The organism is Mesorhizobium sp. M0040 (assembly GCF_040323505.1).
GTDB lineage: Bacteria > Pseudomonadota > Alphaproteobacteria > Rhizobiales > Rhizobiaceae > Mesorhizobium.
In genome coordinates, this window is the sequence record NZ_JAMYVA010000060.1 from 1 (window position 1) to 22,204 (window position 22,204).

General features: G+C 61.4%; 20 protein-coding genes and 2 pseudogenes. 7 read left to right on the top strand and 15 right to left on the bottom strand.

The features are described 5' to 3' along the window. A partial coding sequence (locus NKJ91_RS29470) for an adenylate/guanylate cyclase domain-containing protein (RefSeq protein WP_352458341.1) occupies positions 1 to 533 on the top strand: 533 nt, incomplete at its 5' end. A gap of 171 nt (positions 534 to 704) precedes the next feature. Here NKJ91_RS29470 and NKJ91_RS29475 read toward each other — a convergent pair. From NKJ91_RS29475 to NKJ91_RS29495, 5 genes and pseudogenes are all read right to left on the bottom strand, one after another. Continuing rightward, positions 705 to 899 (bottom strand): hypothetical protein, encoded by a 195-nt coding sequence (locus NKJ91_RS29475; RefSeq protein ID WP_352458342.1) that lies wholly within the window; start codon positions 897 to 899, stop codon positions 705 to 707. Positions 900 to 1,101: 202 nt separating this feature from the next. Next, positions 1,102 to 1,176 (bottom strand): annotated as a pseudogene (locus NKJ91_RS29480) (NADH-quinone oxidoreductase subunit D-related protein); the annotation flags it as partial. Positions 1,177 to 1,218: 42 nt separating this feature from the next. Continuing rightward, positions 1,219 to 2,862 carry a chaperonin GroEL gene (gene groL, locus NKJ91_RS29485; protein WP_352458343.1) on the bottom strand — a complete coding sequence of 548 codons (1,644 nt, stop codon included), beginning with the start codon at positions 2,860 to 2,862 and terminating at the stop codon, positions 1,219 to 1,221. 50 nt (positions 2,863 to 2,912) lie between these two features. Next, positions 2,913 to 3,227: a co-chaperone GroES gene (locus NKJ91_RS29490; protein ID WP_023676575.1), complete on the bottom strand. Its 315-nt coding sequence runs from the start codon at positions 3,225 to 3,227 to the stop codon at positions 2,913 to 2,915. 640 nt (positions 3,228 to 3,867) lie between these two features. Next, positions 3,868 to 4,305, bottom strand: a complete 438-nt coding sequence (locus tag NKJ91_RS29495) for a hypothetical protein (protein WP_352458344.1) — start codon at positions 4,303 to 4,305, stop codon at positions 3,868 to 3,870. A 412-nt stretch (positions 4,306 to 4,717) separates the two neighbouring features. Between NKJ91_RS29495 and NKJ91_RS29500 the strand changes: the two genes are divergently transcribed. The 6 genes from NKJ91_RS29500 (at position 4,718) to NKJ91_RS29525 (ending at position 11,097) form a co-directional block, all read left to right on the top strand. Beyond that, positions 4,718 to 5,092 (top strand): DUF1488 family protein, encoded by a 375-nt coding sequence (locus tag NKJ91_RS29500; RefSeq protein WP_352458345.1) that lies wholly within the window; start codon positions 4,718 to 4,720, stop codon positions 5,090 to 5,092. Between the two features lie 50 nt (positions 5,093 to 5,142). Then, complete coding sequence (locus tag NKJ91_RS29505) at positions 5,143 to 5,328, top strand: DUF3606 domain-containing protein (RefSeq protein WP_023676578.1); 186 nt, start codon at positions 5,143 to 5,145, stop codon at positions 5,326 to 5,328. Positions 5,329 to 5,699: 371 nt separating this feature from the next. Continuing rightward, a complete protein-coding gene (locus NKJ91_RS29510) occupies positions 5,700 to 6,356 on the top strand; it encodes an ABC transporter ATP-binding protein (protein ID WP_352458346.1) in 657 nt (218 codons plus the stop codon). Next, the gene (locus NKJ91_RS29515) at positions 6,356 to 8,764 is read left to right on the top strand and encodes an FtsX-like permease family protein (protein WP_352458355.1); all 2,409 of its coding nucleotides are present in this window, start codon (positions 6,356 to 6,358) and stop codon (positions 8,762 to 8,764) included. Before NKJ91_RS29510 ends, NKJ91_RS29515 begins: the two co-directional genes overlap by 1 nt. Continuing rightward, a complete protein-coding gene (locus NKJ91_RS29520) occupies positions 8,754 to 9,809 on the top strand; it encodes a lipocalin-like domain-containing protein (protein WP_352458347.1) in 1,056 nt (351 codons plus the stop codon). Before NKJ91_RS29515 ends, NKJ91_RS29520 begins: the two co-directional genes overlap by 11 nt. A 1,027-nt stretch (positions 9,810 to 10,836) precedes the next feature. Then, entirely contained in the window at positions 10,837 to 11,097 is a 261-nt protein-coding gene (locus NKJ91_RS29525) for a pyocin activator PrtN family protein (RefSeq protein ID WP_352458348.1), read from the top strand. Positions 11,098 to 11,779: 682 nt separating this feature from the next. On the opposite strand, the gene NKJ91_RS33920 is transcribed toward NKJ91_RS29525, so the two are convergent. From NKJ91_RS33920 to NKJ91_RS29585, 10 genes and pseudogenes are all read right to left on the bottom strand, one after another. Next, positions 11,780 to 12,121: a transposase domain-containing protein gene (locus NKJ91_RS33920; RefSeq protein WP_502894573.1), complete on the bottom strand. Its 342-nt coding sequence runs from the start codon at positions 12,119 to 12,121 to the stop codon at positions 11,780 to 11,782. A gap of 648 nt (positions 12,122 to 12,769) precedes the next feature. Beyond that, positions 12,770 to 13,262: pseudogene (locus NKJ91_RS33925) on the bottom strand (IS66 family transposase); the annotation flags it as partial. Between the two features lie 306 nt (positions 13,263 to 13,568). Further along, positions 13,569 to 14,618 (bottom strand): Gfo/Idh/MocA family protein, encoded by a 1,050-nt coding sequence (locus NKJ91_RS29550; RefSeq protein WP_352449985.1) that lies wholly within the window; start codon positions 14,616 to 14,618, stop codon positions 13,569 to 13,571. A 210-nt stretch (positions 14,619 to 14,828) separates the two neighbouring features. Next, entirely contained in the window at positions 14,829 to 15,833 is a 1,005-nt protein-coding gene (locus tag NKJ91_RS29555) for a substrate-binding domain-containing protein (protein WP_023676588.1), read from the bottom strand. Positions 15,834 to 15,891: 58 nt separating this feature from the next. After that, a complete protein-coding gene (locus NKJ91_RS29560) occupies positions 15,892 to 16,992 on the bottom strand; it encodes an ABC transporter permease (protein WP_156937342.1) in 1,101 nt (366 codons plus the stop codon). After that, positions 16,985 to 17,725: an ATP-binding cassette domain-containing protein gene (locus NKJ91_RS29565; protein ID WP_023676590.1), complete on the bottom strand. Its 741-nt coding sequence runs from the start codon at positions 17,723 to 17,725 to the stop codon at positions 16,985 to 16,987. Before NKJ91_RS29565 ends, NKJ91_RS29560 begins: the two co-directional genes overlap by 8 nt. 137 nt (positions 17,726 to 17,862) lie before the next feature. Continuing rightward, a complete protein-coding gene (locus NKJ91_RS29570) occupies positions 17,863 to 18,987 on the bottom strand; it encodes a Gfo/Idh/MocA family protein (protein ID WP_352458349.1) in 1,125 nt (374 codons plus the stop codon). Further along, the gene (locus tag NKJ91_RS29575; protein WP_023676592.1) at positions 18,977 to 19,942 is read right to left on the bottom strand and encodes a hydroxyacid dehydrogenase; all 966 of its coding nucleotides are present in this window, start codon (positions 19,940 to 19,942) and stop codon (positions 18,977 to 18,979) included. Before NKJ91_RS29575 ends, NKJ91_RS29570 begins: the two co-directional genes overlap by 11 nt. Continuing rightward, positions 19,942 to 20,757, bottom strand: coding sequence for an HpcH/HpaI aldolase family protein (locus tag NKJ91_RS29580; protein ID WP_352458350.1), 816 nt, complete (start codon positions 20,755 to 20,757; stop codon positions 19,942 to 19,944). The genes NKJ91_RS29575 and NKJ91_RS29580 overlap by 1 nt, the downstream gene beginning before the upstream one ends. A gap of 10 nt (positions 20,758 to 20,767) precedes the next feature. Further along, positions 20,768 to 22,204, bottom strand: a complete 1,437-nt coding sequence (locus NKJ91_RS29585) for an NAD-dependent succinate-semialdehyde dehydrogenase (RefSeq protein WP_352458351.1) — start codon at positions 22,202 to 22,204, stop codon at positions 20,768 to 20,770.

Consider the following 22,204-nt stretch of genomic DNA (forward strand, 5'->3'; position numbering starts at 1 on the left):
GCGGCTTTACTGCCTTCGCAGAGACCGCCGAACCCGAAGAAGTCATGACCGTTCTTGCCGAGTATCATTCCTGTCTTGGTGAACAAATTGTCCGCCACGAGGGGACTCTCGAGCGGTTCGTGGGCGACGGTATCGTCGTGGTTTTCAACGATCCACTGGCATGCGCCGACCACAGCGAGAGAGCTGTCTCAATGGCTGCTGCAATGCGCGACGCGATTGACGAGCATTCAGAGCGATGGCGCAAGCGGGACTATTTGCTTGGCTTTGGGATCGGCATTGCCAGGGGCCACGCAACCATCGGGCGCATCGGTTTTGATCAGCGCTCGGACTATGCCGTCATCGGCACTGTGTCGAACCATGCCGCCCGATTGTGCGAGGAGGCCAAATCGCGCCAGATTCTTGTTAGCCAACGGGTCCTCGGCGCTGTCGAGTCGCTGGTCGAATCCGTTCTTGTTGGCGAACTGACGCTGAAGGGTTTTCGCCGCCCGATGCCTGCCTATGAAATCGTGCGGTGGATCGGTCGGCCAAGCTAGCGTTGGACGCACGCTGGTCTCTTTCGGAGATACGGCCCATCGAACCGTCGGCACAAAGCATCCCAGCCACGACCGATCTCGAATCCGCCCGCAACGGGGAGAAAGTGTGCGTTCTGCCAGTAGCAACCCTGATGGCAGCCCTATGTGATATCTCGCCTCGATCGTCGTCTGTCAGGTTCGGATACAGCAGCCAGCCCACGGCCTGCGAACCTTGGATCGCTGCTCGCCGTGAAAGAACTGTTCCGGCATCATCGGGTCGGCGATGCGCATCAGATCGCTGAACGCCGAGCGGATTTGCGGCCAAGGGAATTCTGAGCATTCCTCCCAGGCCTCGCCCTCTCGCAACACGGCATCGAGCTTGCCCACTACACCAGCGAGGGTAGTGGCGGGGGTGGTTGAGAACGCTTCCAGCAGATGCTCAGTCCGCTCGCCAGCCTTGTGCGCGGCGGTGTAGCCGGTCTTCTCGGCAGCCGCATCCCATCATGCCTGATGCGCCGCGAAATCCGCTTCGGCTCTCTCGCGGAGAGCCGCCGTATCGGGCCCGTTACCGAGCGCGTCCTCGAGCGGCCTATCGATCGATCTCCCCGAACACGATGTCGAGCGAACCGATGATCGCCGAGATATCGGCTCGCATGTGCCCGCGTCGCTGGCCTTCCGTCGTCCTGGCTATAGTTTCAGGCGCCGCTCAGTAGTCCATTCCGCCCATTCCGCCCATACCTCCCGCGCCACCCATAGCGGGCGAAACCTTCTGCGGAATGTCCGCGATCATTGCTTCAGCGGTGATCAGGAGCGCGGCAATCGAGCCGGCATCCTGCAGGGCCGTCCGAACGACCTTGGCGGGGTCGACGATACCGGCCTTGATCATGTCGACATAGACTTCGTTCTGGGCGTCGAAGCCCTGATTGTGATCCTTGCTGTCGGAGAGCTTGCCGACGACGATCGAACCTTCAACGCCGGAATTCTCGGCAATCTGGCGGATCGGCGCTTCAAGTGCTCTCAGCACAATCGAAATACCTGCCGTCATGTCAGCATTCGCGCCAGTAAGCTCAGTCAAAGCTGCCTTGGCGCGCAAAAGCGCAACACCGCCGCCGGCAACGATGCCTTCTTCCACGGCTGCACGAGTGGCGTTCAGCGCATCATCGATGCGGTCCTTCTTTTCCTTGACTTCCGTCTCGGTCGCGCCGCCGACGCGAATGACAGCAACGCCGCCAGCCAGCTTGGCGAGACGTTCCTGGAGTTTCTCCTTGTCGTAATCCGAGGACGTTTCCTCGATCTGCAACTTGATCTGCTGGACGCGCGCCTGGATGGTGGCTTTCTCGCCGGCGCCGTCGATGATCGTCGTCGTATCCTTCTCGATGAGCACGCGCTTAGCCCGCCCGAGCATGTCGATCGTGACGTTCTCGAGTTTGATCCCGAGATCCTCGGAAATCATCTGGCCGGCGGTGAGCACGGCAATGTCTTCCAGCATCGCCTTGCGCCGGTCACCGAAGCCTGGCGCCTTGACGGCTGCGACCTTGAGGCCGCCGCGCAGCTTGTTGACGACCAGCGTTGCTAGCGCCTCGCCTTCGACGTCTTCCGAGATGATCAGCAGCGGCTTACCGCTTTGCACCACAGCTTCGAGGATCGGCAGCAACGCCTGCAAATTGCCGAGCTTCTTCTCATGGATGAGAACGTAAGGGTCCTCCAGCTCCGCGCGCATCTTCTCGGCATCGGTGACGAAATAGGGCGAGAGATAGCCACGGTCGAACTGCATGCCTTCGACGACATCGAGTTCGGTTTCGGCTGTCTTGGCTTCTTCGACGGTGATCACGCCCTCATTGCCGACCTTGTTCATCGCCTTGGCGATCATGGCGCCGACCGACGCGTCGCCATTGGCGGCGATCGTACCAACCTGGGCGATCTCGTCCGAAGATTTGACTTTCCTGGCCCTGGCTTGAATGTCCTTCACCACAGCAGCCACAGCAAGATCGATGCCGCGCTTGAGATCCATCGGGTTCATGCCCGCGGCAACGAATTTGGCACCTTCGCGCAGGATGGAAGCGGCCAGCACCGTGGCTGTCGTCGTGCCGTCGCCGGCGAGGTCGTTGGTCTTCGAGGCCACTTCGCGCACCATCTGGGCGCCCATGTTCTCGAACTTGTCGGCAAGCTCGATTTCCTTGGCGACGGCGACACCATCCTTGGTGATGCGCGGCGCGCCATAGGCCTTGTCGATGACGACATTGCGGCCTTTGGGGCCGAGCGTCACCTTGACGGCGTTGTTCAGAATTTCGACGCCGCGAAGCATCCGGTCGCGGGCATCGGTAGCGAATTTGATTTCCTTGGCAGACATGATTTTACGTCCAGTTCAGTCTTGAAATTGCGGGATCGGAAATCGCCCGGTCAGGCGGCTTTCTTGGCCGCTTTGATCTTCTCGACGATGCCCAAAATGTCGCTCTCCTTCATGATCAGGAGGTCCTCGCCGTCGATCTTGACCTCGGTGCCGGACCATTGGCCGAACAGGATGAGATCGCCGGCCTTGACGTCGAGCGGGATCAGCTTGCCGCTCTCGTCACGCGAGCCCGGGCCCACGGCGATCACTTCGCCTTCCTGAGGCTTTTCCTTGGCGGTGTCGGGAATAATGATCCCGCCCTTGGATTTGGTATCGCCTTCCGCGCGCCGAATGACGACGCGGTCGTGGAGTGGCCGGAATTTCATTGGGGGTTCTTTCTGCCGCCGCACATAGAGCGACTGCAACACTTAACATAGCCCCTTTGGCACTCGAATGATAGGAGTGCCAAATTTTTTATTCCTCAAACCGAAAATATTTGAAATGAAATCAGTCGTTTTTATCGGCGCTTTTGGCCGTCCGAAAGGCGGAGTCATAAGCAATTTTATTGTAATTCATCCCTCTTAATTTTGCCGACAACAGACTATATTAATCCGCAATTACGAGACAAACCTATTGAGCTTTGATTGAATGTGCATCGAGAGATATATACAGTTCGCGAAAATTTGGCACGATTTGGCTTTCCCGGTCCCGATCGACATAGGTCCGCGACCTTCGACCCACCATGAAGCACCGAATTTTCGACAGCGAATGTATAGCGCTTATCCGGCGCGCATGTCGCTCTGTTCGAGCCTTTGAACCACGGCGCTGACCACGGATGTACTGGCAGCATTGGGATCTTTCCGGTTCGGATGGAAAAGATGCAGGAGGGGCGTCGGCGTGCTCCTGCGGAAAGCCGCACTCCCTCATGCAACGCAGCCTCCCCGCGTGGGGAGCGCTTGCCCGCGCTACGGCGGCGGCTTTCCATGCGAGCCGCTTCAAAAATGATGCTGCGAAACGGCTCCGGCTTTATCCGACGAACGCCTCACGCATCCGAGCGAACATGCCGGGCTGTCTCCCGGCAATCGCCGCACGGATGTGACGGGCGGCCGTTACGGCGCTCACCGTCGCGCCGAAATGACAATAGCAGATGATCTCATGCAATTGCCTGTCGGTCAGTTCGAAGAACCGCTTCGCTTCGCCGTAGTTGTCGCTTTCCAACCCGGCGGCGCGGAGGACAGGATCCTCGAAAGCTACTGAGATCGGCGAGCCGTCGCCGCGCATGGCCCCGCGTGATCTAACCGGCTGATACTCGGTTTGGTGTAGCGTCGAGAGTCGCCGGTCAGGGTTCCGTTCAAGGAGCTCCGCCCAGCGTTCAAGACGTTCGCTGCGCGACATGGCCTGGCGCAGGTAGTCCTGATCGATCTCGGCGACGATCTGCAGTTGCTCAAGCGTCTGGTGCTTCATTTTAGCCTCCTATTCGGACGATAGTTGGCCCACCCATATCCTTCTTATACCTGCGGCCAGCGTGACTCCGACCGATCGTGAAGTCCAATCACGATGATGCTGGGAGGGCTTCCCCCCACAAAAATGCGGAGGCTTCGCAAAGATCCGGCCATTAATTTGGCGAACGCGGTCAAATGCGCGGCTGTTCGACGATGTCGGTCTGGAGTCCGTGCCGATCGAGGTGATCGACGGGCAGAGTCTGTGCTGGAGTAGCCCGGCTCCATCGCTGGCCGGGCAGCGGGATCAAGCGAGTGGCAGTTTAGCTTCGAAACCGCCGTAATTCTGAACGCGCACAATGCGAAGAGACGCAAGGCCGCGAGCCTGCAACAGACGTTCGCTACGCGGTTCTTGACGGCTTGAGGTATGTTCAACCTTGGCGCTGACTTTTCCGAACCGAAGCCGCAGGTACGACGAGGCCGGACAATACCTCCATTTTCTCGGCTACGATGGCATGTTTGAAATGCCGTTCTTGATTGAGATTGAAGCGCTCGCGAACGCAAAACCGGCAGCAGCCACAGCCGAAGCGGGTTATTTGGCGACCTTCGATGCATCAAGGGACTCCATTCGTGATGTCGCGCGGAAAGCTTCCTCCCACGGCCGCAAGAACGTGTACCAGCCCAGAAGACCTCGACGCTTCGAACGGCGGACGAGCAAAGCGTTCCCCGTAAGGGATCGGCTTATCCCTGCGACCGCGGAGTTGTGCGGTTTCGACATGGTTGGCGACTACGTCCTTGTCCCGGTCGATTAGAGGATTATCCTTGACACGTTTGGGCGAGGCGATCGCCCATGGAGGTTGTCATGGCAGACGACAAGTCAAAGCGTGGTCCGCAAGACAGAGCACGGGTCGACGGTGGCGAAGACTATGAAGTCGGGTACCTCATGAAGAAGCACCATCTCGAACGGGCTGATGCCCTCAGGCTGGTAAAAAAGTATGGAAACAACCGCGCAAAGATCGAAGAGGAACTCTTTGCCCGAAAGGTTTGATCGCGTATTCCCGTGAGGCTGGCATAGAGCCAAGCACGCCTGAGTGTGACCAGGCTGCAGGCATGATCATGGCGCTTTTCAGCAACGGCATCGGCACTGCTGAGGAATTGAAGGCAGCGCTCCAGTTCCGTTTGGAGAGTGAGTTGCGACGGCACGGTCAACGCCTATCCCGCCTAGCTGAGAACCGCTCTAGATCGTAATTGTACATCGAATTCCAAGTGGAGGTCGCGTTAGATGCAAAACGCGAGCCTCTGAAGAAAACCATTGTCCAATTAAGGCAGTGGGTTTGGAGGCTGTATGAAAGGGGTCGTTGTTTGGCGCTATTTCACTGGCATGCCGTGTCAGAAGCATGCGGGCCTCCGGGGAGTAACATGCTGCTGAGGCTGGACCAGATCGACAAATTCTACCCCACTGGCGAAGGGCCGTTGCATGTTCTGCACGGGATCGATCTTTCGCTGGAGGCGGGCAAGAGCCTTGCGCTGACCGGCGAGTCTGGCAGCGGCAAGAGCACGCTTTTGCACCTCGTTGCAGGGCTCGACAGCCCTGATGCGGGAGAAATCCACCTTGGCGGTACCAATATTGTGGGGCTGAACGATACGGCCCTTGCCGCCCTGCGGCGGGGAACAGTCGGACTTGTGTTCCAGCAGTTCAACCTGATCCCTTCGCTTGATGTGGCAGCCAACCTTGCCTTTCAGGCTCGACTTGCCGGCCGTCCTGATCCGGCGTGGCTGAAGGTCCTTGCTGAACGGCTGGGCCTGGCCAAGGTCCTAACGCGCTACCCTGAACAGCTGTCGAGTGGGCAACAACAGCGGGTGGCGATTGGGCGGACCCTAGCCGTTCGGCCCCGGCTGGTTTTGGCCGATGAGCCCACGGGCAATCTCGATGAGGCAACAGGGGACGCTGTACTCGATCTTATGCTGTCGCTGGTGGCTGAAACGGGTGCCGCCCTGTTAATGGTTACCCATTCCAACCGTCTGGCAACCCGGCTGAACGCCCACGTTCACCTGCACGCGGGACGGCTGGCTTGATGGTGTGGACCGGGTTGTCAGCGCTCTTGTCGCATTGGCGCAGGCGGCCTGTCCAACTGGCGATGCTGCTTTTGGGGCTATCGCTGCCAACGGCGTTGTGGTCAGCGATTCAGGCGATCAACGGTGAGGCGCGGGCGAGCTATGACCGTGCAGCGGCGATCCTTGGGCAGGACCGGCTCGCGCAACTGGTGCGTGAGGACGGGACCCGGATGGATCAACAGGTGTTTGTGAGACTGCGGCGAGCAGGCTGGCTGGCTTCGCCGGTGATTGAAGGTGAAATGCGGTTTGGGGATGTGCGGTTGCGCGTCCTCGGCATTGACCCACTGACTTTGCCGCCGCAGGCGCAGCAGGTGGATGTTGCAGTGGGTGATGAGCTATTGCCGTTCATCACGGCGCCCGGGGTGCTCTATGCAACTCCGGAAACCGCGGCACGACTAACCGAGCAAGCAACACCTCCCGTGCGCGTGGCCGAGGGTTTGCCGCCTGGCACAGTCCTCACCGACATCGGGCAGGCGCAGGTCTTGCTTGGGGCAAAGGACAAGATCTCTCGTCTTTTGCTCTGGCCGGACCAACCGATTGGCCGTGCCCCTCTAGAGGTGACAGCCCCCGGCCTGACCCTGCGCGAGCCGAGTGAAACGGGGGATCTTGCCAGGCTGACCGACAGTTTTCACCTGAACCTGACGGCTTTCGGTTTTCTTGCCTTTGCGGTGGGGCTCTTCATCGTGCATTCCGCCATCGGTCTGGCTTTTGAACAGCGCCGCCCGGTGTTTCGCACGCTGCGCGCACTGGGCTTGCCGGCCCGCGTGCTGGTCCTTTTGCTGATCGCCGAGCTGCTGTTCTTCGCCCTCCTCGCGGGATTGGTGGGCGTGGCACTTGGCTATGTAGTCGCCTCGGCCCTTTTGCCCGACGTCGCCGCCACCCTGCGCGGACTTTACGGGGCCGATGTGCCGGGAACGCTGTCGATCCGCCCCGCAGTGTGGGCAGCGGGGCTGGCGATCGCGGTAATCGGCACGCTGGTAGCGGCCGCACAAAGCCTCTGGCGGCTATGGCACCTGCCGCTGCTTGCGCCGGCCCAGCCTCGGGCCTGGGCGCGGGCTTCAGAGCGGGCCCTGCGCGCGCAAGGCGTGGCTGCGATGGTGCTCCTGTTGACGGCGGCGGCAATTGCACACTTCGGATCCGGCCTCGAGGCGGGCTTTGCGCTTCTGGCGGCACTGCTGATGGGGGCGGCACTGGCGCTGCCGCTCGTGCTGACGGGGATATTGCACCTTGGCGGCCGCTTGGCGCGTGGACCATTGGCTGAATGGTTTTGGGCCGACACGCGTCAACAGCTTCCCGGCCTGTCATTGGCGCTAATGGCACTGCTGCTTGCGCTGGCCGTCAATGTGGGCGTCAGCACGATGGTGTCGAGCTTTCGGCTGACCTTCACCGGCTGGCTCGATCAGCGTCTCGCCTCAGAGCTTTACGTGACCGCCCGCACCGAAGCAGAGGCCACGGCGATACGCGACTGGCTGGCCCAGCGCAGCGACGCGGTCCTGCCGATCTGGAGCATTGAGGGCCGGGTCGCAGGCCAGCCCGCGGCAATATACGGCGTGGCCGATCATGGCACCTATCGCGACAACTGGCCGATCCTCTCTGCAGTGCCGGGGGTGTGGGACCGGATCGCCACAGGCGACGGCGCCCTGATCAACGAACAACTGGCGCGGCGCCAGGAGTTGGGCTTAGGGGACCAGATCACGCTGCCCGGTGGCTGGCGGGCCAGCATCGTCGGCGTCTATGCCGACTATGGCAACCCGATCGGCCAAGTGATCATCGGGATCGACACACTGCTCCAGCACTATCCTGACGTCTCCCGCCTGCGCTATGCCATTCGGATTGCCCCCGGCAAGGCCGAAGCACTGGCTGCGGGTTTGCGGGCGGAATTCGGGCTGCCCGCGCAGAACGTGATTGACCAGGCCGGGATCAAGGTCTTTTCGCTCAAAGTGTTTGAGCGCACATTCAGAGTGACAGCCGCGCTGAATGTGCTGACGCTGGGAGTCGCGGGGCTGGCGATGTTTGCGAGCCTCATGACCCTGTCGGGGATGCGCCTACCGCAACTGGCGCCGGTCTGGGCCATGGGTCTGCCCCGCCGCCACCTCGTATGGCTGGAGCTTTGGCGCGGCTTGTTGTTGGCAGCCTTGACCATGCTGGCCGCTCTGCCTGTAGGTATCGGGCTCGCCTTTGTTCTACTGGCGGTGGTGAATGTGGAGGCTTTTGGCTGGCGTCTGCCGATGCACCTTTTTCCCGGTGACTGGGCGCGGCTGGCGGCGCTCGCGTTGCTGGCGGCCGGACTTGCAGCCGCCGTGCCTGCCTGGCGGCTGGCGCATCTTTCGCCATCGGATTTGCTGAAGGTATTTGCACATGAGCGTTAGAGCATTGCTGATCTACATGAGCTTGGCCGCACCTGCCTTTGGCCAGGGTTTTGCTGGGCTTGGCACAGAGGCTGACGGGTTTTCAGTGCCGCAGCCGGGGACTGCATTCAACTTTCCGGCAGACCACGGCCCGCACCCCGGTTACCGGATCGAATGGTGGTATTTGACGGCCAACCTGCAAGCTGCGGATGGAGCGGACTATGGCGTGCAATGGACTCTTTTCCGATCCGCCCTGGCCCCGGTGGAGCGGTCCGGCTGGTCCAGTCCGCAGCTTTGGATGGGCCATGCCGGGCTGACGACGCGAACGCACCAATTCGTGGCCGAACGGTTGGCACGGGGCGGCATCGGCCAGGCGGGGGTTTCGGCTGCACCCTTTGCGGCCTGGATTGACAACTGGCAGATGGCAGGTCGGGCCCTGCCAGAGGCGGATGCGCTGTCGGCGCTCGATCTGCACGCGGCGGGACAGGCGTTTTCCTACGAACTGGCACTGGACGCCAAAGGCCCTCTGGTGCCGCAGGGAGTGCAGGGCTACTCGGTGAAATCCGAGAAGGGGCAGGCGAGCTATTACTACTCGCAACCATTCTACCACGTGACCGGTACACTGACCCTTCCGGCGGGCGTGATCGCGGTGTCCGGTCAGGCGTGGTTGGACCACGAATGGTCCTCGCAGCCGCTGGCTGAGGATCAGACCGGGTGGGACTGGTTCTCCTTGCATTTCGACAGCGGCGAAAAGATGATGGGCTTTCGCCTGCGCGACGGAGGCGCGGGCTTTACATCGGCCACATGGATCAAGGCCAACGGCAGGCCGCAGCCGCAGGCCCCCGGCGCGCTAAGGGTGACGCCGCTCGAAACGGCGGCAGTCGCGGGACGTAGCGTGCCGATCCGCTGGAGGGTGCAATTGCCGGAAAACGGAGTGGATGTGACCATCCGGACGCTAAACCCAGAAGCCTGGATGGACACACGCTCTCCCTATTGGGAAGGCCCGATCCGATTTGAGGGCACCCATGCCGGGCGCGGCTATCTCGAGATGACAGGCTATGAGTGACTGGAGGACACTGCTCAATCGCGAGATCGCGACGGTTGGCGAATTGCCGAAAATGGAGAAGGTTAGTTTCCAGCGCCCTTCCCTCTACCACCACCTCAAACCCACTATCTCAGGTAATGGCTCTGGCGATGTAGCGGTCCTGCGCCGCCACCTACCACTACATGGCTCCGAATTGCGGATCGATGTTGCGTGGCCGGAGATGGGCGCGCATCTGCGTAGTGCAGAGTTGCCGCGAGCGTGTTTTCCGATTTCTACGTCGAAGCACCACCGCTGCACGCGTCAATCTTGTCGGTGTCGATCTCCATGCCAAGCAGTCTAACACGCGAAACGGCGTCTGCCGCGGTCCACACCGGATGGTTACGCTGCACGGCGCATTCTGCCGATGATTGAGGTTCATGAAGGCCTTCCCGCAAAATATGCGCCTTAATGCCCGGCCTCACGGCCTCACGCAATCCAGACATTTTCAAACTCGCCACACGAAAAAACCGCCTCGGTTAGACCGAGACGGTTATCGTACTATGACAGAAGTGGTTGCGGGGACACGCAACCACCGATACCGACATCATTAACGTGACGATTTGACAGGTCCAGGCCAGCATTGCAGGGAGGCGACTTGGTGGGCTCGGAGGGATTCGAACTCCGCGCTTGGAAAAGCGTCCCTCTCGTCTTCACCGTGCAGGCCGCTTACTCTGGGCGGCAGAGTGCCCTTCCGCGCTTCGCCAAACCTGCCGTGGGAAAAGCCTTGCCGTTTTTTCCGGCGGGGCTTTGATCAGATCGCGACTATTAGTGATTTATGCTGGAACTGGTTGCGGAGGTTGGAGTCGGACCGATTTGCGCCGATTAAGAAGCCCGTCAGCAAACGAACTCGGTCACAGCACTGTATTGGCGGTATCCCTCTAGCGACTTGAACGCCCCGGCCGTTGCTTAGGTCGCGCCCACCCTTTTGCACGCGCCCCCCTGCCCGGCCGTTGAACCCGTTGGGCGGCTTGCTAGTCTGCCAAGCTCCTAACAGGGATAGCAACCTGGAATGAACACAGCACTGCTTTTGATGGCTCAGTATGGTGGCAAGGCCATCATCCCGATCGATGAGGTCTGCCGAGACTATTTCTCCCACCTGACGCCGCCGAAGTTGGTCCGAAAGATTTCCATGGGGGAAATTGCCCTTCCGCTCGTGCGGATCGAGGACAGTCAGAAGTGTGCCAAGGGCGTCCATCTCGCCGATTTGGCCAAATACCTTGAGTTCCGGACTGAGGCTGCGAGAAAGGAAATGACGGGTCTCACGGAGTAGCGAGGGAGCGTGAATGAGGTTTCGTTCAGCCCTGCCGTACACAGCCGCCCGCGGCTTATGGCCTGATGAGCGACGAACTGGATCAACCGTTTCAAGGCCGGTACTGCATTTGGTACAGCACCACTTCAACAAAGACGCGTAATCGACTGTCTGAACTGCATGTTTGTTGGGACTGCGTCCCATCTGATGTTGGACACGATGGTACAACTTTGCAGTATCAAACGAGGCTTTTCGCGAAATGATCCTACAGAACACGCACGTGTCCCTGCGACGAGCCGAAGCAGCGCACCGGCTGCGTGGAACACGCTGACGGGAGGGGCCTGAAAAAGAAGATTATTAGTCGGCTGCCGAGGTCATTATGAATTCAAATGCCGTCAGCTATTTGTACAGTTCTGGCTTACTCATTGCGCCAATAACTGCCTTTCGCCCTTCTGATAGTGATTGCAGACCCGCCTCGGCAGCGATTGCAGCCCGGTATCCGTCCAGCAGCTTGCTCCGGCCGGAATTCCGCTGAGTATTGAATGGATCCAGGCCTGGGCCTGCAGGCGATAGGCATCGGTGAAGCGAGGACGCCAGTCCGCGGGATAGGCCGTTCCTCGCGACAGACCCGAATTGATCTCGGTGCGCAGGGGCGAAAGCAGCGAGACCGTTGCGGTGGAAGCGTAAGCGCCTCGCGGATCGCCTATGGATTTGGGCTTGACGTTTTCCGGAATCGCCAGGGCATGAGTTCCTCGATCTGGGTTTGCGGATGGCCGTTGATGATGGCGTCGAGGGTTTCGGCGAGGTAGGCGACCGGGTTGACGTCGTTGAGCCTGCAGGTGGCCACGATGGAGGCGAGCAGCGCCCAGTTGTCGAACGTAGTGCTGTGCTGCGATTGTCGACAGTGTCCCAGGAGCCTCTTAGGGACTATTGCCTCCAACGATCCGTTGCTTTCCCCACCCCAACTTTCAAAATTGTGGTAAAGTCTCGACGTTGTTATTGGCTTTGAGCGAGCGGTGTGAGGGCGCTGGAGGCTACCATGCACTTCATTAAGCTCCTGGTTGGCTCAGCAATATTGACAGCATCGGGGCAGCGTTTGCGGCAGAGGAGGTGTCTGTCGAGAGAGGACGGCTGGTTTCCATCATCGGCAGCTGTCACGACTGCCATACTGACGGCTACAGGGAAGCCGAAGGCGCACTCGACCCCACCAAGGCATTGAGAGGGAAAGTAATAGGTTGGCGGGGGCCGTGGGGCACAACGTATGCAAGCAATCTGAGATGGAGCGCGCAAGACCTTAGCGAAGACGGGTATGTAACCTACATCAAGACACTTCGCACATTGCCGCCGATGCCTTGGTACAACGTTCGCGTCATGCCGGAGAGCGACATTCGGTCATTCTATCGATATGTGAAGTCGCTCGGTGATCCCGGCGCCTTCCTCCCGAGAACGGCGAGACCGGGGGAAGAGCCGAGGACGCCCTTCGTCACGCTGGAGCCACCGCAAATGCCGAAACCTTGTTCACGCGACCTGGACTGCGGCGTGGGCGAAGTTTGCTCGGCCGCACCAGTCCGCCAATGCGTTAAGAAGTAGGCACCGTGGGCAGCGGCCCTCTTAAGACAGCCGACCCCAATTACGCGGTAGGGCGAAACCTTAAGTTTCGGAATAGTAGCGAACGCCGCCCTCGGGCCAGACGTCAAGTCAGACCGTCAATGATAAAACTTAGGGTGAGCGCCTCGCGGATCGCCTGTGGATTTGGGCTTGACGTTTTTCGGAATCGCCAGGGCATGAGTTCCTCGATCTGGGTCTGCGGATGGCCGTTGATGATGGCGTCGAGGGTTTCGGCGAGGTAGGCGACCGGGTTGACGTCGTTGAGCCTGCAGGTGGCGATGGAGGCGAGCAGCGCCCAATTTTCGGCCCCGACTTCGTGACCTGCAAACAGGGCATTTTTTTCTGGTCAGGCATACTGGCCTGATCGCGTTTTCAACCGGGTTGGTGTCGAGTTCCAGGCGGCCATCGTCCAGGAAGCGGGTCAGGCCTTGCCAGTGGCCGAGCCCATGCCGGATGTCTTCGGCCAGGCCAGAGCCGGAGGAGATCATCGATAGCTGCTTTTCGAACCATGGTTTCAGGGCAGCGATGAAGGGCGCGGAATGCTCCCGTCGGGCGGCAAGCCGGGCTTGAGGTGATGCGAGCATCCGCGCGTGATCCGCACCCATTACCCCTACGCCGATAATTCCAACGCGTATACTCAAGTTGACCTCCGTATTATTCCAATGCGTTCAGTCAAGCCAGCCGGTTGTCCGGGCTTTTCCGGCCTCGTGCGAGTCGGCGGCCGCCTGGATGAATTTCACCCAGCGCAGCCCGTCGAGCACGTTCGGAAACAAGATCGTGACTGCCTCCGCATGAACGGTTGCACGGTACAACGCGGTACGCGATGCCGTTTCGTGAGACGCTTCTCGCAATGAATCCTGGCCGGCTCCGCGGGCGAAAGCGCGTCAGAGAAGCAGCCGCTGGTCCGTTGTAGGCAAGATGCGGATCATATCCGCAGTAGGATGAACCTGCCGTGCCGGCGTGTCTATCTTCTGAGGCTGACCGGTGCTGGCGGCGCGCTCAATGGCAAGCAGGGCGCGCACGTCGGCAAATCCTTCTCCACCGTCGGCTTCAGGCGGTTGTGCATTCAGGATGCAGTCGGAGAAATACGCGGTCTGTCCGGCGAAATGGTCTGTCTGCGGGAACGTCTTTTCGGTTCTGATGTCGCCATGCCGAAGCTTCATTTGCACGGCAGTCTCGAAACGGAAGCCAGGGTCGGCCGTTACGCTCCCCTTCGTTCCGGCCACGTGGTAAAAATCCGAATTGTCCGCGCCGAAGCTGGCAATGAACTGTGCAAGCCGGCCCTCGGGGAAGCGCAACGTCACGGCAATGCTTTCCTCTACCTCCCCGACTGAGGCGCTGCCGAAACTCCTTACCGCGACTGCCTCGATCGGCTCAGTGGCAAAGATATGGCGCGCGGCATTCAGGCAGTAGACGCCGATGTCCTGCAAGGGACCGCCCCAATAGGCGGCCTTGAGGCGGTGATTGTCGGACGACGCTACGAAGGAGAAGACCGCGGCAAAGATGCGGGGATCGCCGATCTCACCGCTGCGGATGCGCTCCAGCACCTCGACAGTGCCGGGCTCGTTGTGCAGCCGATACGCCGTCATCAGGTACGCTCCGCTCTCATTGGCGGCGGCGATCATCGCCTCGCATTCCGCCTCGGTCGTGGCCAGCGGCTTCTCAACGAGCGCGTGCTTGCCGGCTCTCAGGGCTCGGATCGCATAGTCGGCATGCATGGAGTTCGGCAATGCCACGTAAACTGCATCGGCGACGTCCGATGCGAGCATCTGGTCGTACTGCTCATAGCTGAAGACGTGTTCCACGCCGTAGAATTCGGCGAGCTTGGCGGCGTTTTTGGCCGAGCCGCTGACGATCGCCGTGATTGTCGAGTTTCCGGTCTGGGACACACCGGGCATAAAGGCTTCCTGTGTGATCCAGCCCGCGCCCACCACGGCATATCGTATCTTTCTCAATTGCTCCTCCCGAATGGGATCACTCCCGGCACTCGTCTAAAAATGGTCACGCCGTGGCCAGCGGAGCGTCTCTGAGGCCTGACGGCAGCGGTCGATTTGAGCCAGTCGCTCGATGGGTCTGTTGTCGCCTCTCAGGGGCAAAGGCGGGCAAGAGTCATCCCTCGCCCGCTGCAGAGTTGCGCCCCCCGCCTACTTTCCGATGCAGGTGTCGGCGGTTTCGGGGGTGCAGACGTCGAGACCGGTGTAGGTCGGGTCGGCCGGCGCGGGCTTGCCGTCCTTGATGTCCTTCAGCGCCAGCATGGTCTTGTAGCCCATTTCGAACGGCCGCTGTCCGACCTGGCCGAGCGACAGGCCTTCCTTCATCTGGTCCATCTGCACCGGCAGCGTGTCGGCGACGACCAGAGCCAGCTCCTTCTTGGCGATCTTATCCTTGTACGGCTCGACCGCAGCGCGATTCGCATCCGGTATGAATTGCGGAAAGCCGCCTGTCGGCACGAAGGCGTCGAGGTTTGGCGTCTTCGCCATGAAGTCCTGGAACTGCTGAACCGACAGAGGGAAGTCGTCGTTGGTATAGAGAGGGCAGCCCGGTGCTTCCGTCCAGCCGTTCTGGCCGGTCAGGGCATCACCTGGCGAGGCGGCCGACTCCTTGCCGGCCAGCGTATCGCGTATACCCTTCATGCGCTCATTGTGGTTGGCCGCGGCAGCTCCGCCCGACTGGATACAGATGGTGCCGCCTTTCGGCTTGATGGTCTGCACGATCTTGGCGAGGTTGACGCCAATTTCGTAATTGTGCGTGCCGATATAGGCGACACGCAGGTCCTTGTTCTCCGGTAGCACATCCGAGTCCCAGGTAAGCACGGGAATGCCCGCTTCCTTGGCGGCCTGAAGCGCGACGGCCATTGCCGCGGCGTTCGACGGGGCGACGGCGATGCCGTCGACCTTCTTGGCCACCAGGTCCTGCACGATCTGCACCTGCTCCTCGCCGCCGCCATGCTCGCCGGGGCCGATATACATGCATTCGATCGCGCCGCTGGATTCGGCTTCGGCCTTCTTGCAGCCGTCACGAGCCTGGTCGAAGAAAGGATTGTTCATGTTCTTCGGCACAAGGGCGAAGACGTATTTCTGCTGGGCATAGGCCTGCCCTGCCATCAGCGCGGAAAACGCCACGGCCGCCGTCAGAATGTATTTTTTCACCTGTTCCTCCACTTTGTTTTGACGTCCACTATCCCCGACGGCTTGCGGCCGCCGGATTCTATTTGCGCTTCCAGGTAAACATACCCTCCAGCGTCGCCCGCAGCGACTTGCCCGAGGTCTGCATGCCGAGAAGCACGGCAAGAATGATGAAGGCCCCGACAAAGGCGCCCTGCCAGTTCGAATCGATCCCGGCCATCAGCAGCGCGTTGCGGATGACCTCGAGGAAGGCCGAACCGATCACAGCGCCAAACGCGGTTCCGTAGCCGCCCATCAGGCTGGCCCCCCCGATGACGGTGCCGGCGATCACCCTCAACTCGTAGCCGGTTCCCATCGCGTTGATGGCCGAGCCGCTGTAGCCGAGCAGCAGCAGGGACGCGATCGATGCGGTAAATGCGCAGAAGACATAGGCCTGGAATTTGATCCAGTCGACGGGGACGCCGGTCATCCGCGAGGCGTTCTCGTTGCCGCCGATCGCGAAGAGGTGGCGCGCCCAGGCGGTGAAAATGAAGACGGAGCCGACGATGAGCGCGAGGATCACCATCACCCAGAACTGCGAGGACAGTTCCGGGATCCAATGAGGCACCCAGCCGTCAGGCGTGTGCCTCGGCCATTTGGCCTGGCCGATGGCCTTGACGATCGGCGCATCGGGTCCGAACTGGTAAAGCATCTGGTTGCCGGACAGCACGACCGCCAGCGAGCGCGCGATCGACAGCATGCCTAGCGTCACCACGAAGGACGGCATGCCGATATAGGCCACGAAGAAACCGTTAAAGGCTCCGCAGGCGATGCCTGCGAGCAGACCCGCGCCAAACGCCACATACCAAGGCTGGTGCCAAGTGAGCAGCAGGCCGGCGACGATCGCGACCAGCCCCATCACCGAGCCGACCGACAGATCGATGCCGCCGGTGATCAGCACCACCGTCATGCCCAGCCCCATGATGGCGATAGGTGCAAAATTGCGGGTGGTGTTGGTAACGTTGTCGACCGTGCCGAAGCTGGGCTCCAGCCACGTCATGAAGACCACCAACACGAAAAGCGCGATCGCGACCCAGAAGGCCTGGCTGGCGATCATCTTCTGGAAAACGCTCTGCTCTATTATGCCGACCACATCACCGATGGACGCATGGCCTTCCTTCAGCATGTCGCTCTGGCTATGCATCACGGATCGCTCCCGTAATTAGGCCGGTGATCTCCTCCGGCGATGTCTTCTCCGTCGCCTTGTCGGCCACTTTCGAGCCGCGTCTCAGCACGATGATGCGGTCGCAGACCGCGAACACATCGGGCATGCGGTGGCTGATCAGCATTACCGACACATTTTGCGATTTGAGCCGCCGGATCAGCTCCAGCACCTCGGCTACCTGGCGGACCGAAATCGCCGCGGTCGGCTCATCCATCAGCACGAGCTTGGAGTTGGATAGCCGGGTGCGGGCAATGGCGACCGCCTGCCGCTGGCCGCCTGACATTTTTTTGACCAGATCGCGCGGCCGCGTCTCCGACTTCAGCTCCGCGAACAGTTTTGCCGAGCGGTTGATCATCGCCTGCTTGTCGAGCACGCGGAGCGGCCAAAACCCCTTCTTCATCTCGCGGCCGAGAAAGACATTTTGGGCGGCCGTCAGATTGTCGGCCAAGGCCAGATCTTGATAGACGACCTCGATCCCTTCGCCCCGTGCCTCGATCGGCTTGTGGAAATGGCAGACCTTGCCGTCCACCGCGATTTCGCCGTCGGAGGGTGGGAAGTTCCCCGCAATCAGCTTCACCATGGTCGATTTCCCGGCACCGTTGTCGCCCATCAGGCCAACCACCTCGCCGGCAGCAACCGCGAAGCTAACATCTGACAAGGCGCGGATAGCACCAAAGCTTTTCGAGACGCTTCGTACGTCCAGCACAGACACATTCTCCTCCCTGTGCGACGTCGACTTGAGCACTCAGCCGACGTACCTCTCTCCAGCTGCAATCTATATTGCAAAATGTACAAACATGCAACGTTTATTTCAGACGCATGCGGGGCGGCGACCAACTCTCCCTCGCATCAGTCTGTTCGCAGCCACTTGCTCTCCCGGGCCGAGCCCTGAATTGCCTCCACGAGTTCCTGGATGCGTTGGCCGGCCCGGAAGCCGAAAGACTCGTCTCGCTTCCCGGCGATCGCATCGACGAACCGCGCAATCTCGATAGCCTTCAGATCGTTGAAGCCGAGCTGATGGCCTGGTGCGACGCAGAAGAGTCCATAGGGATCGTGATCCGGACCGGCCTCGATGCGCCGAAAGCCACGCCGGCCGCCGGGATCGGCCGTGCTGTAGAAATGCAGCTCGTTGAAGCGCTCCTGGCTGAAGACGAGCGCCCCCTTGGTGCCATAAACCTCGAAATCGTGCTGCATCTTGCGGCCGGTGGCGACCCAGCTCGCTTCGATGCTGCCGGATGCACCATTGGCAAACCGCAGAAATGCGCGACCGATGTCGTCGACCTCGATGGTCCGGCGCCCGCCTCGGCCATCCGGACGGCTCGCTATGACGGTGACGGAATCGCCGAGGACCCGTTCCACCGAGCCAAGCAGAAACTCCGCCGTGGCCAGAGCATGGCTGCCCAGATCCGCCAATGCGCCACCGCCGACAGGATCGTGCCGGAAGGTAAATGGGCTTTCCGCATCCGCCATGTAGTCCTCGGCGTGAATGCCGCGATAGCTGCGGATCTCGCCCAACTCGCCCGCGCGGATCATCTGCCGCGCCAGCGCGAGCAGCGGGTTGCAGAGATAATTGAACCCGACCTGCGTCCTGACGCCGGCCGCTTCCGCCGCCTCGGCCATCCGTCGGGCATCCGCCGCAAGGGGCGCCAGCGGCTTCTCGCAATAGACGTGCTTGCCGGCGGCAATGGCGGCGAGCGCCATCTCCTTGTGGAAGCCGTTCGGCGCCGTGATATCGATCATATCGATCTCCGGGTCCTCGACCAGACGCCTCCAGTCCCCGCTCGCCCGCGCGAACCCCAAGGCCTGCGCCGCCTGCGCGGCGAGGTCCTCGGTTCTGTCCGCAACCGTGTGGAGCACCAGTTCGTAGGGAAGATCGAAGACACGTTGTGCGGCAGCAAAGCCGAACACATGGGTCTTGCCCATGAAGCCGGTGCCGATCAGGCCGATTCTGAGTTGAGGTTTTTCACCGGCCATTCAACTCGGCTCCGTTTACCACCAGCGCTGAGTCGATCCGCCCGGCGAAAAAATCGAGCACGTTCTGCACGGACGAGATTGCCATGCGCTCGCCGCATTCGGCGGTGAGCCCGGCAATGTGCGGCGTCAGAATCACCTGGTCGAAGCCGAAGAGCGGATGGTCCGCGGCGGGTGGTTCATCGTCGAAGACGTCGATACCGGCCGCTGCGATGCGCCCCGCTCGCAGCGCCGCGATCAGCGCCGCCTCGTCGACGATGCCGCCCCGCGCTGTGTTGATGAGAACAGCAGTCGGTTTCATCGCCGAGAGTTCCACGGGGCCGATCACCGGGCGCTCGGCCTTGGGTACGTTGACGGAGATCGCATCGGCCCAGGCGAGTCCCGTTTGCAAATCGCTCACCGGCGCGACCGGCCCCTCCGGCCAGCCTTGCCTCTCAAGGAATGGATCATAGGCACGCACGTCCATGCCGAATGCCGCCGCCATGCGCGCCAGGTGGCGGCCGATCCGGCCGAACCCGAGGATCAGAAGCCGCTTGCCCGAGAGTTCGCTTGGCTCCAGCCGGTTGCGCCAACCCCATTCGTTACCGCGCACCGAACGATCCGCTCGGATCAGCCGCTTGGTTGCCGCCAGCAACAGCATCATGGCGTGCTCGGCCACCGACACCGAGTTCACATCGCCGACGATCGCGAGAGCGATCCCGCGCCGATTGAGGGAGGATAGATCCACAGCGTCGTAGCCGACGCCATGGCGCGAGACGATCTTCAACCTCTCGGCGCGTGCGACGGTCGGAGCCGACAAGGGCTGGGTGCGAATGACGAGGCCATCGGCCTTGCCGATCAGAGGTGCGTAGCTTGGTTCGGAGACATCTTCGACATAGTCGTAGGTGACGCCGGGCGACGCATCGAGAAGTTCGATGCCGCTCGGATGAAGTTTTCCGGCGACCAGAACGTGCGGCATCAATAGCCTCCCTTGCCGGCTTCAAGAGAGGCGGGCTTCGCGCCGGTCAATTCGCGAAAGCGGGCAACACACGCCTGGGCCGCTGCTGCGAGCAGGCGGGAGTCGCCTGACACGGTGGTCATGTCGAAACCCCATTCGATGGCACGTGCGGCGTAGTCGGCCGTGCCGCAATGGAGCGCGGCGCGTTTGCCGTTCCTCTTGCAGGCCGCAATGATCGTCCGCAGAGCGGCGATCATGTCAGGCTCCTCGCGATCGAAGGACGGCGCGAGACGCCCCTGGTGCAGGCTGAAGGTCAGGTCTGCGGGACCGACATAGATGCCGTCGAGCCCTGGCGTTGCGGCGATCGCATCGAGATTGCGCATCGCCTCGGCGGTCTCGACCATGGCGAAAGCCAGGATCTCGTCATTGGCTTCGGCCGCGTAGTTGGCACCCGCCGAGAAGTTGGCACGCGTCGGCCCAAAACTGCGCTGGCCGGCCGGCGGATAGCGCAGGTAGCTGACGAGCTGAGCCGCCTGTTCCGGCGTGTTGATCATGGGACAGATCACGCCATAGGCGCCGGCATCCAGCACCTTCATGATGATGCCCGGCTCCAGCCACGGCACGCGCGCCATGGGCACCACCCTGGATGCACGCATCGCCTGGAACATCGGAAGCAGCATCGAATAGTCGAGCGCGCCGTGCTGGACATCGATGCTCACGCTGTCATAGCCCTGCGCGGCCATGATCTCGGCGGTGAATGGACTGCCGATCGAAAGCCAGCCATTGATCGTGGGCCGCCCTTCGGCCCAGATCTGCTTGAGCTCGTTCTTGATCAAGGCGGCCTCCTCAGAACACGATCTGCGCAAGCTTGGTGTCGAGGTAGTCACCGATACCTTCGCTGCCGCCTTCGCGACCCATTCCGGAATATTTCGTGCCGCCGAACGGCGCTTCCGATGCGGCGAGAGCGAAGCTGTTGATGCCCACCATGCCTGCCTTCAGCTCGGCTACCGTGCGGCGCGCACGCTTCGGGCTCGACGTGAAGGCATAGGCCGACAATCCCATTGGCGAAGCATTCGCCCGCTCGAGCGCCTCCTCATCCGAGGAAAACCGGGTGATCGCCGCGATCGGCCCGAAATTCTCCTCGGCAAAGACCCTCATGTCGTCGGCAACATCGGTCAGGACCGTGGGCTCATGAAAATGGCCGGCATTGAACGCCGCAACCCGATGGCCACCCGCGACGAGCTTCGCACCGGCTTTCATAGCGTCGGACACGATGTCTTCGATCTCGGAAAGCCGGCCGGCATTGATGAGCGGGCCCATCTGCACGGATGGGTCGAGCCCGTCGCCCAGTTTCAACGCTTTGGCGCGTTGCACAAAGCCCTCGACGAAGGCGTCGTGCAGGCTTTCGTGGACGAAGAAACGATCCGGTGTGACGCAGACCTGGCCGGAATTGGCGTATTTGGTCGGCATGGAGACGTTGAGCGCGGCATCCAGATCGGCGTCGTCGAAGACGATCAGGGGCGCGTTGCCGCCAAGCTCCATAGACACCTTCTTCACCGTGTCGGCAGCATCGCGGATCATCTGCTGGCCGACGCGGGTCGAGCCGGTGAGGGACACCTTGCGCACCGCCGGCGAAGCCATGATCGGCGCATAGGTCGTGCTCGTGGGCCCAACGACCAGGCTGACGGTGCCGGCAGGAAGATTGCAGGCGCGGATGCAGTCGACCATCAGCATCGCCGTCCCGGGCGTCTGACTTGACGGCCGGACGATGGTCGAGCAGCCAGCGCCAAGCGCCGGCGCCACCTTGCGGGCGACCAGTGCCGCCGGAAAGTTCCAGGCGGTGAAGGCGGCTGCGATCCCGACAGGCTCGTGCAGAACTTCGAAACGACCGCCGGGCACGCGCGATTCGATGACGCGCCCATAGATCCGGCGGGCCTCCTCGGCGTACCAGCGGAACTGATCGACCGCCAGCCCCCATTCGCGCTCGGACTGGGCAATAGGTTTGCCGGTCTCGCTGGAGATCATCCGCGCGGCTTCGTCCTTGCGGCGGATCATCTCGTCCGCGATAGCATGCAGGGCGGACGCGCGCTCAAAACCACCCTTGGATTTCCATGCGGAAAACCCACGGGCGGCGCTAACCAGCGCCTCTTCCGTGTCCGCGCGGGTGGCGACCGGAGCCTCGCCCAGCGGCTTTTCCGTCACCGGGCTCGTCACCGGCGCCGTCCCGCCGTCGGATGCCTTGCGCCACTTCCCGTCGATGAACAGTCCGTAGTTCGCGTACAT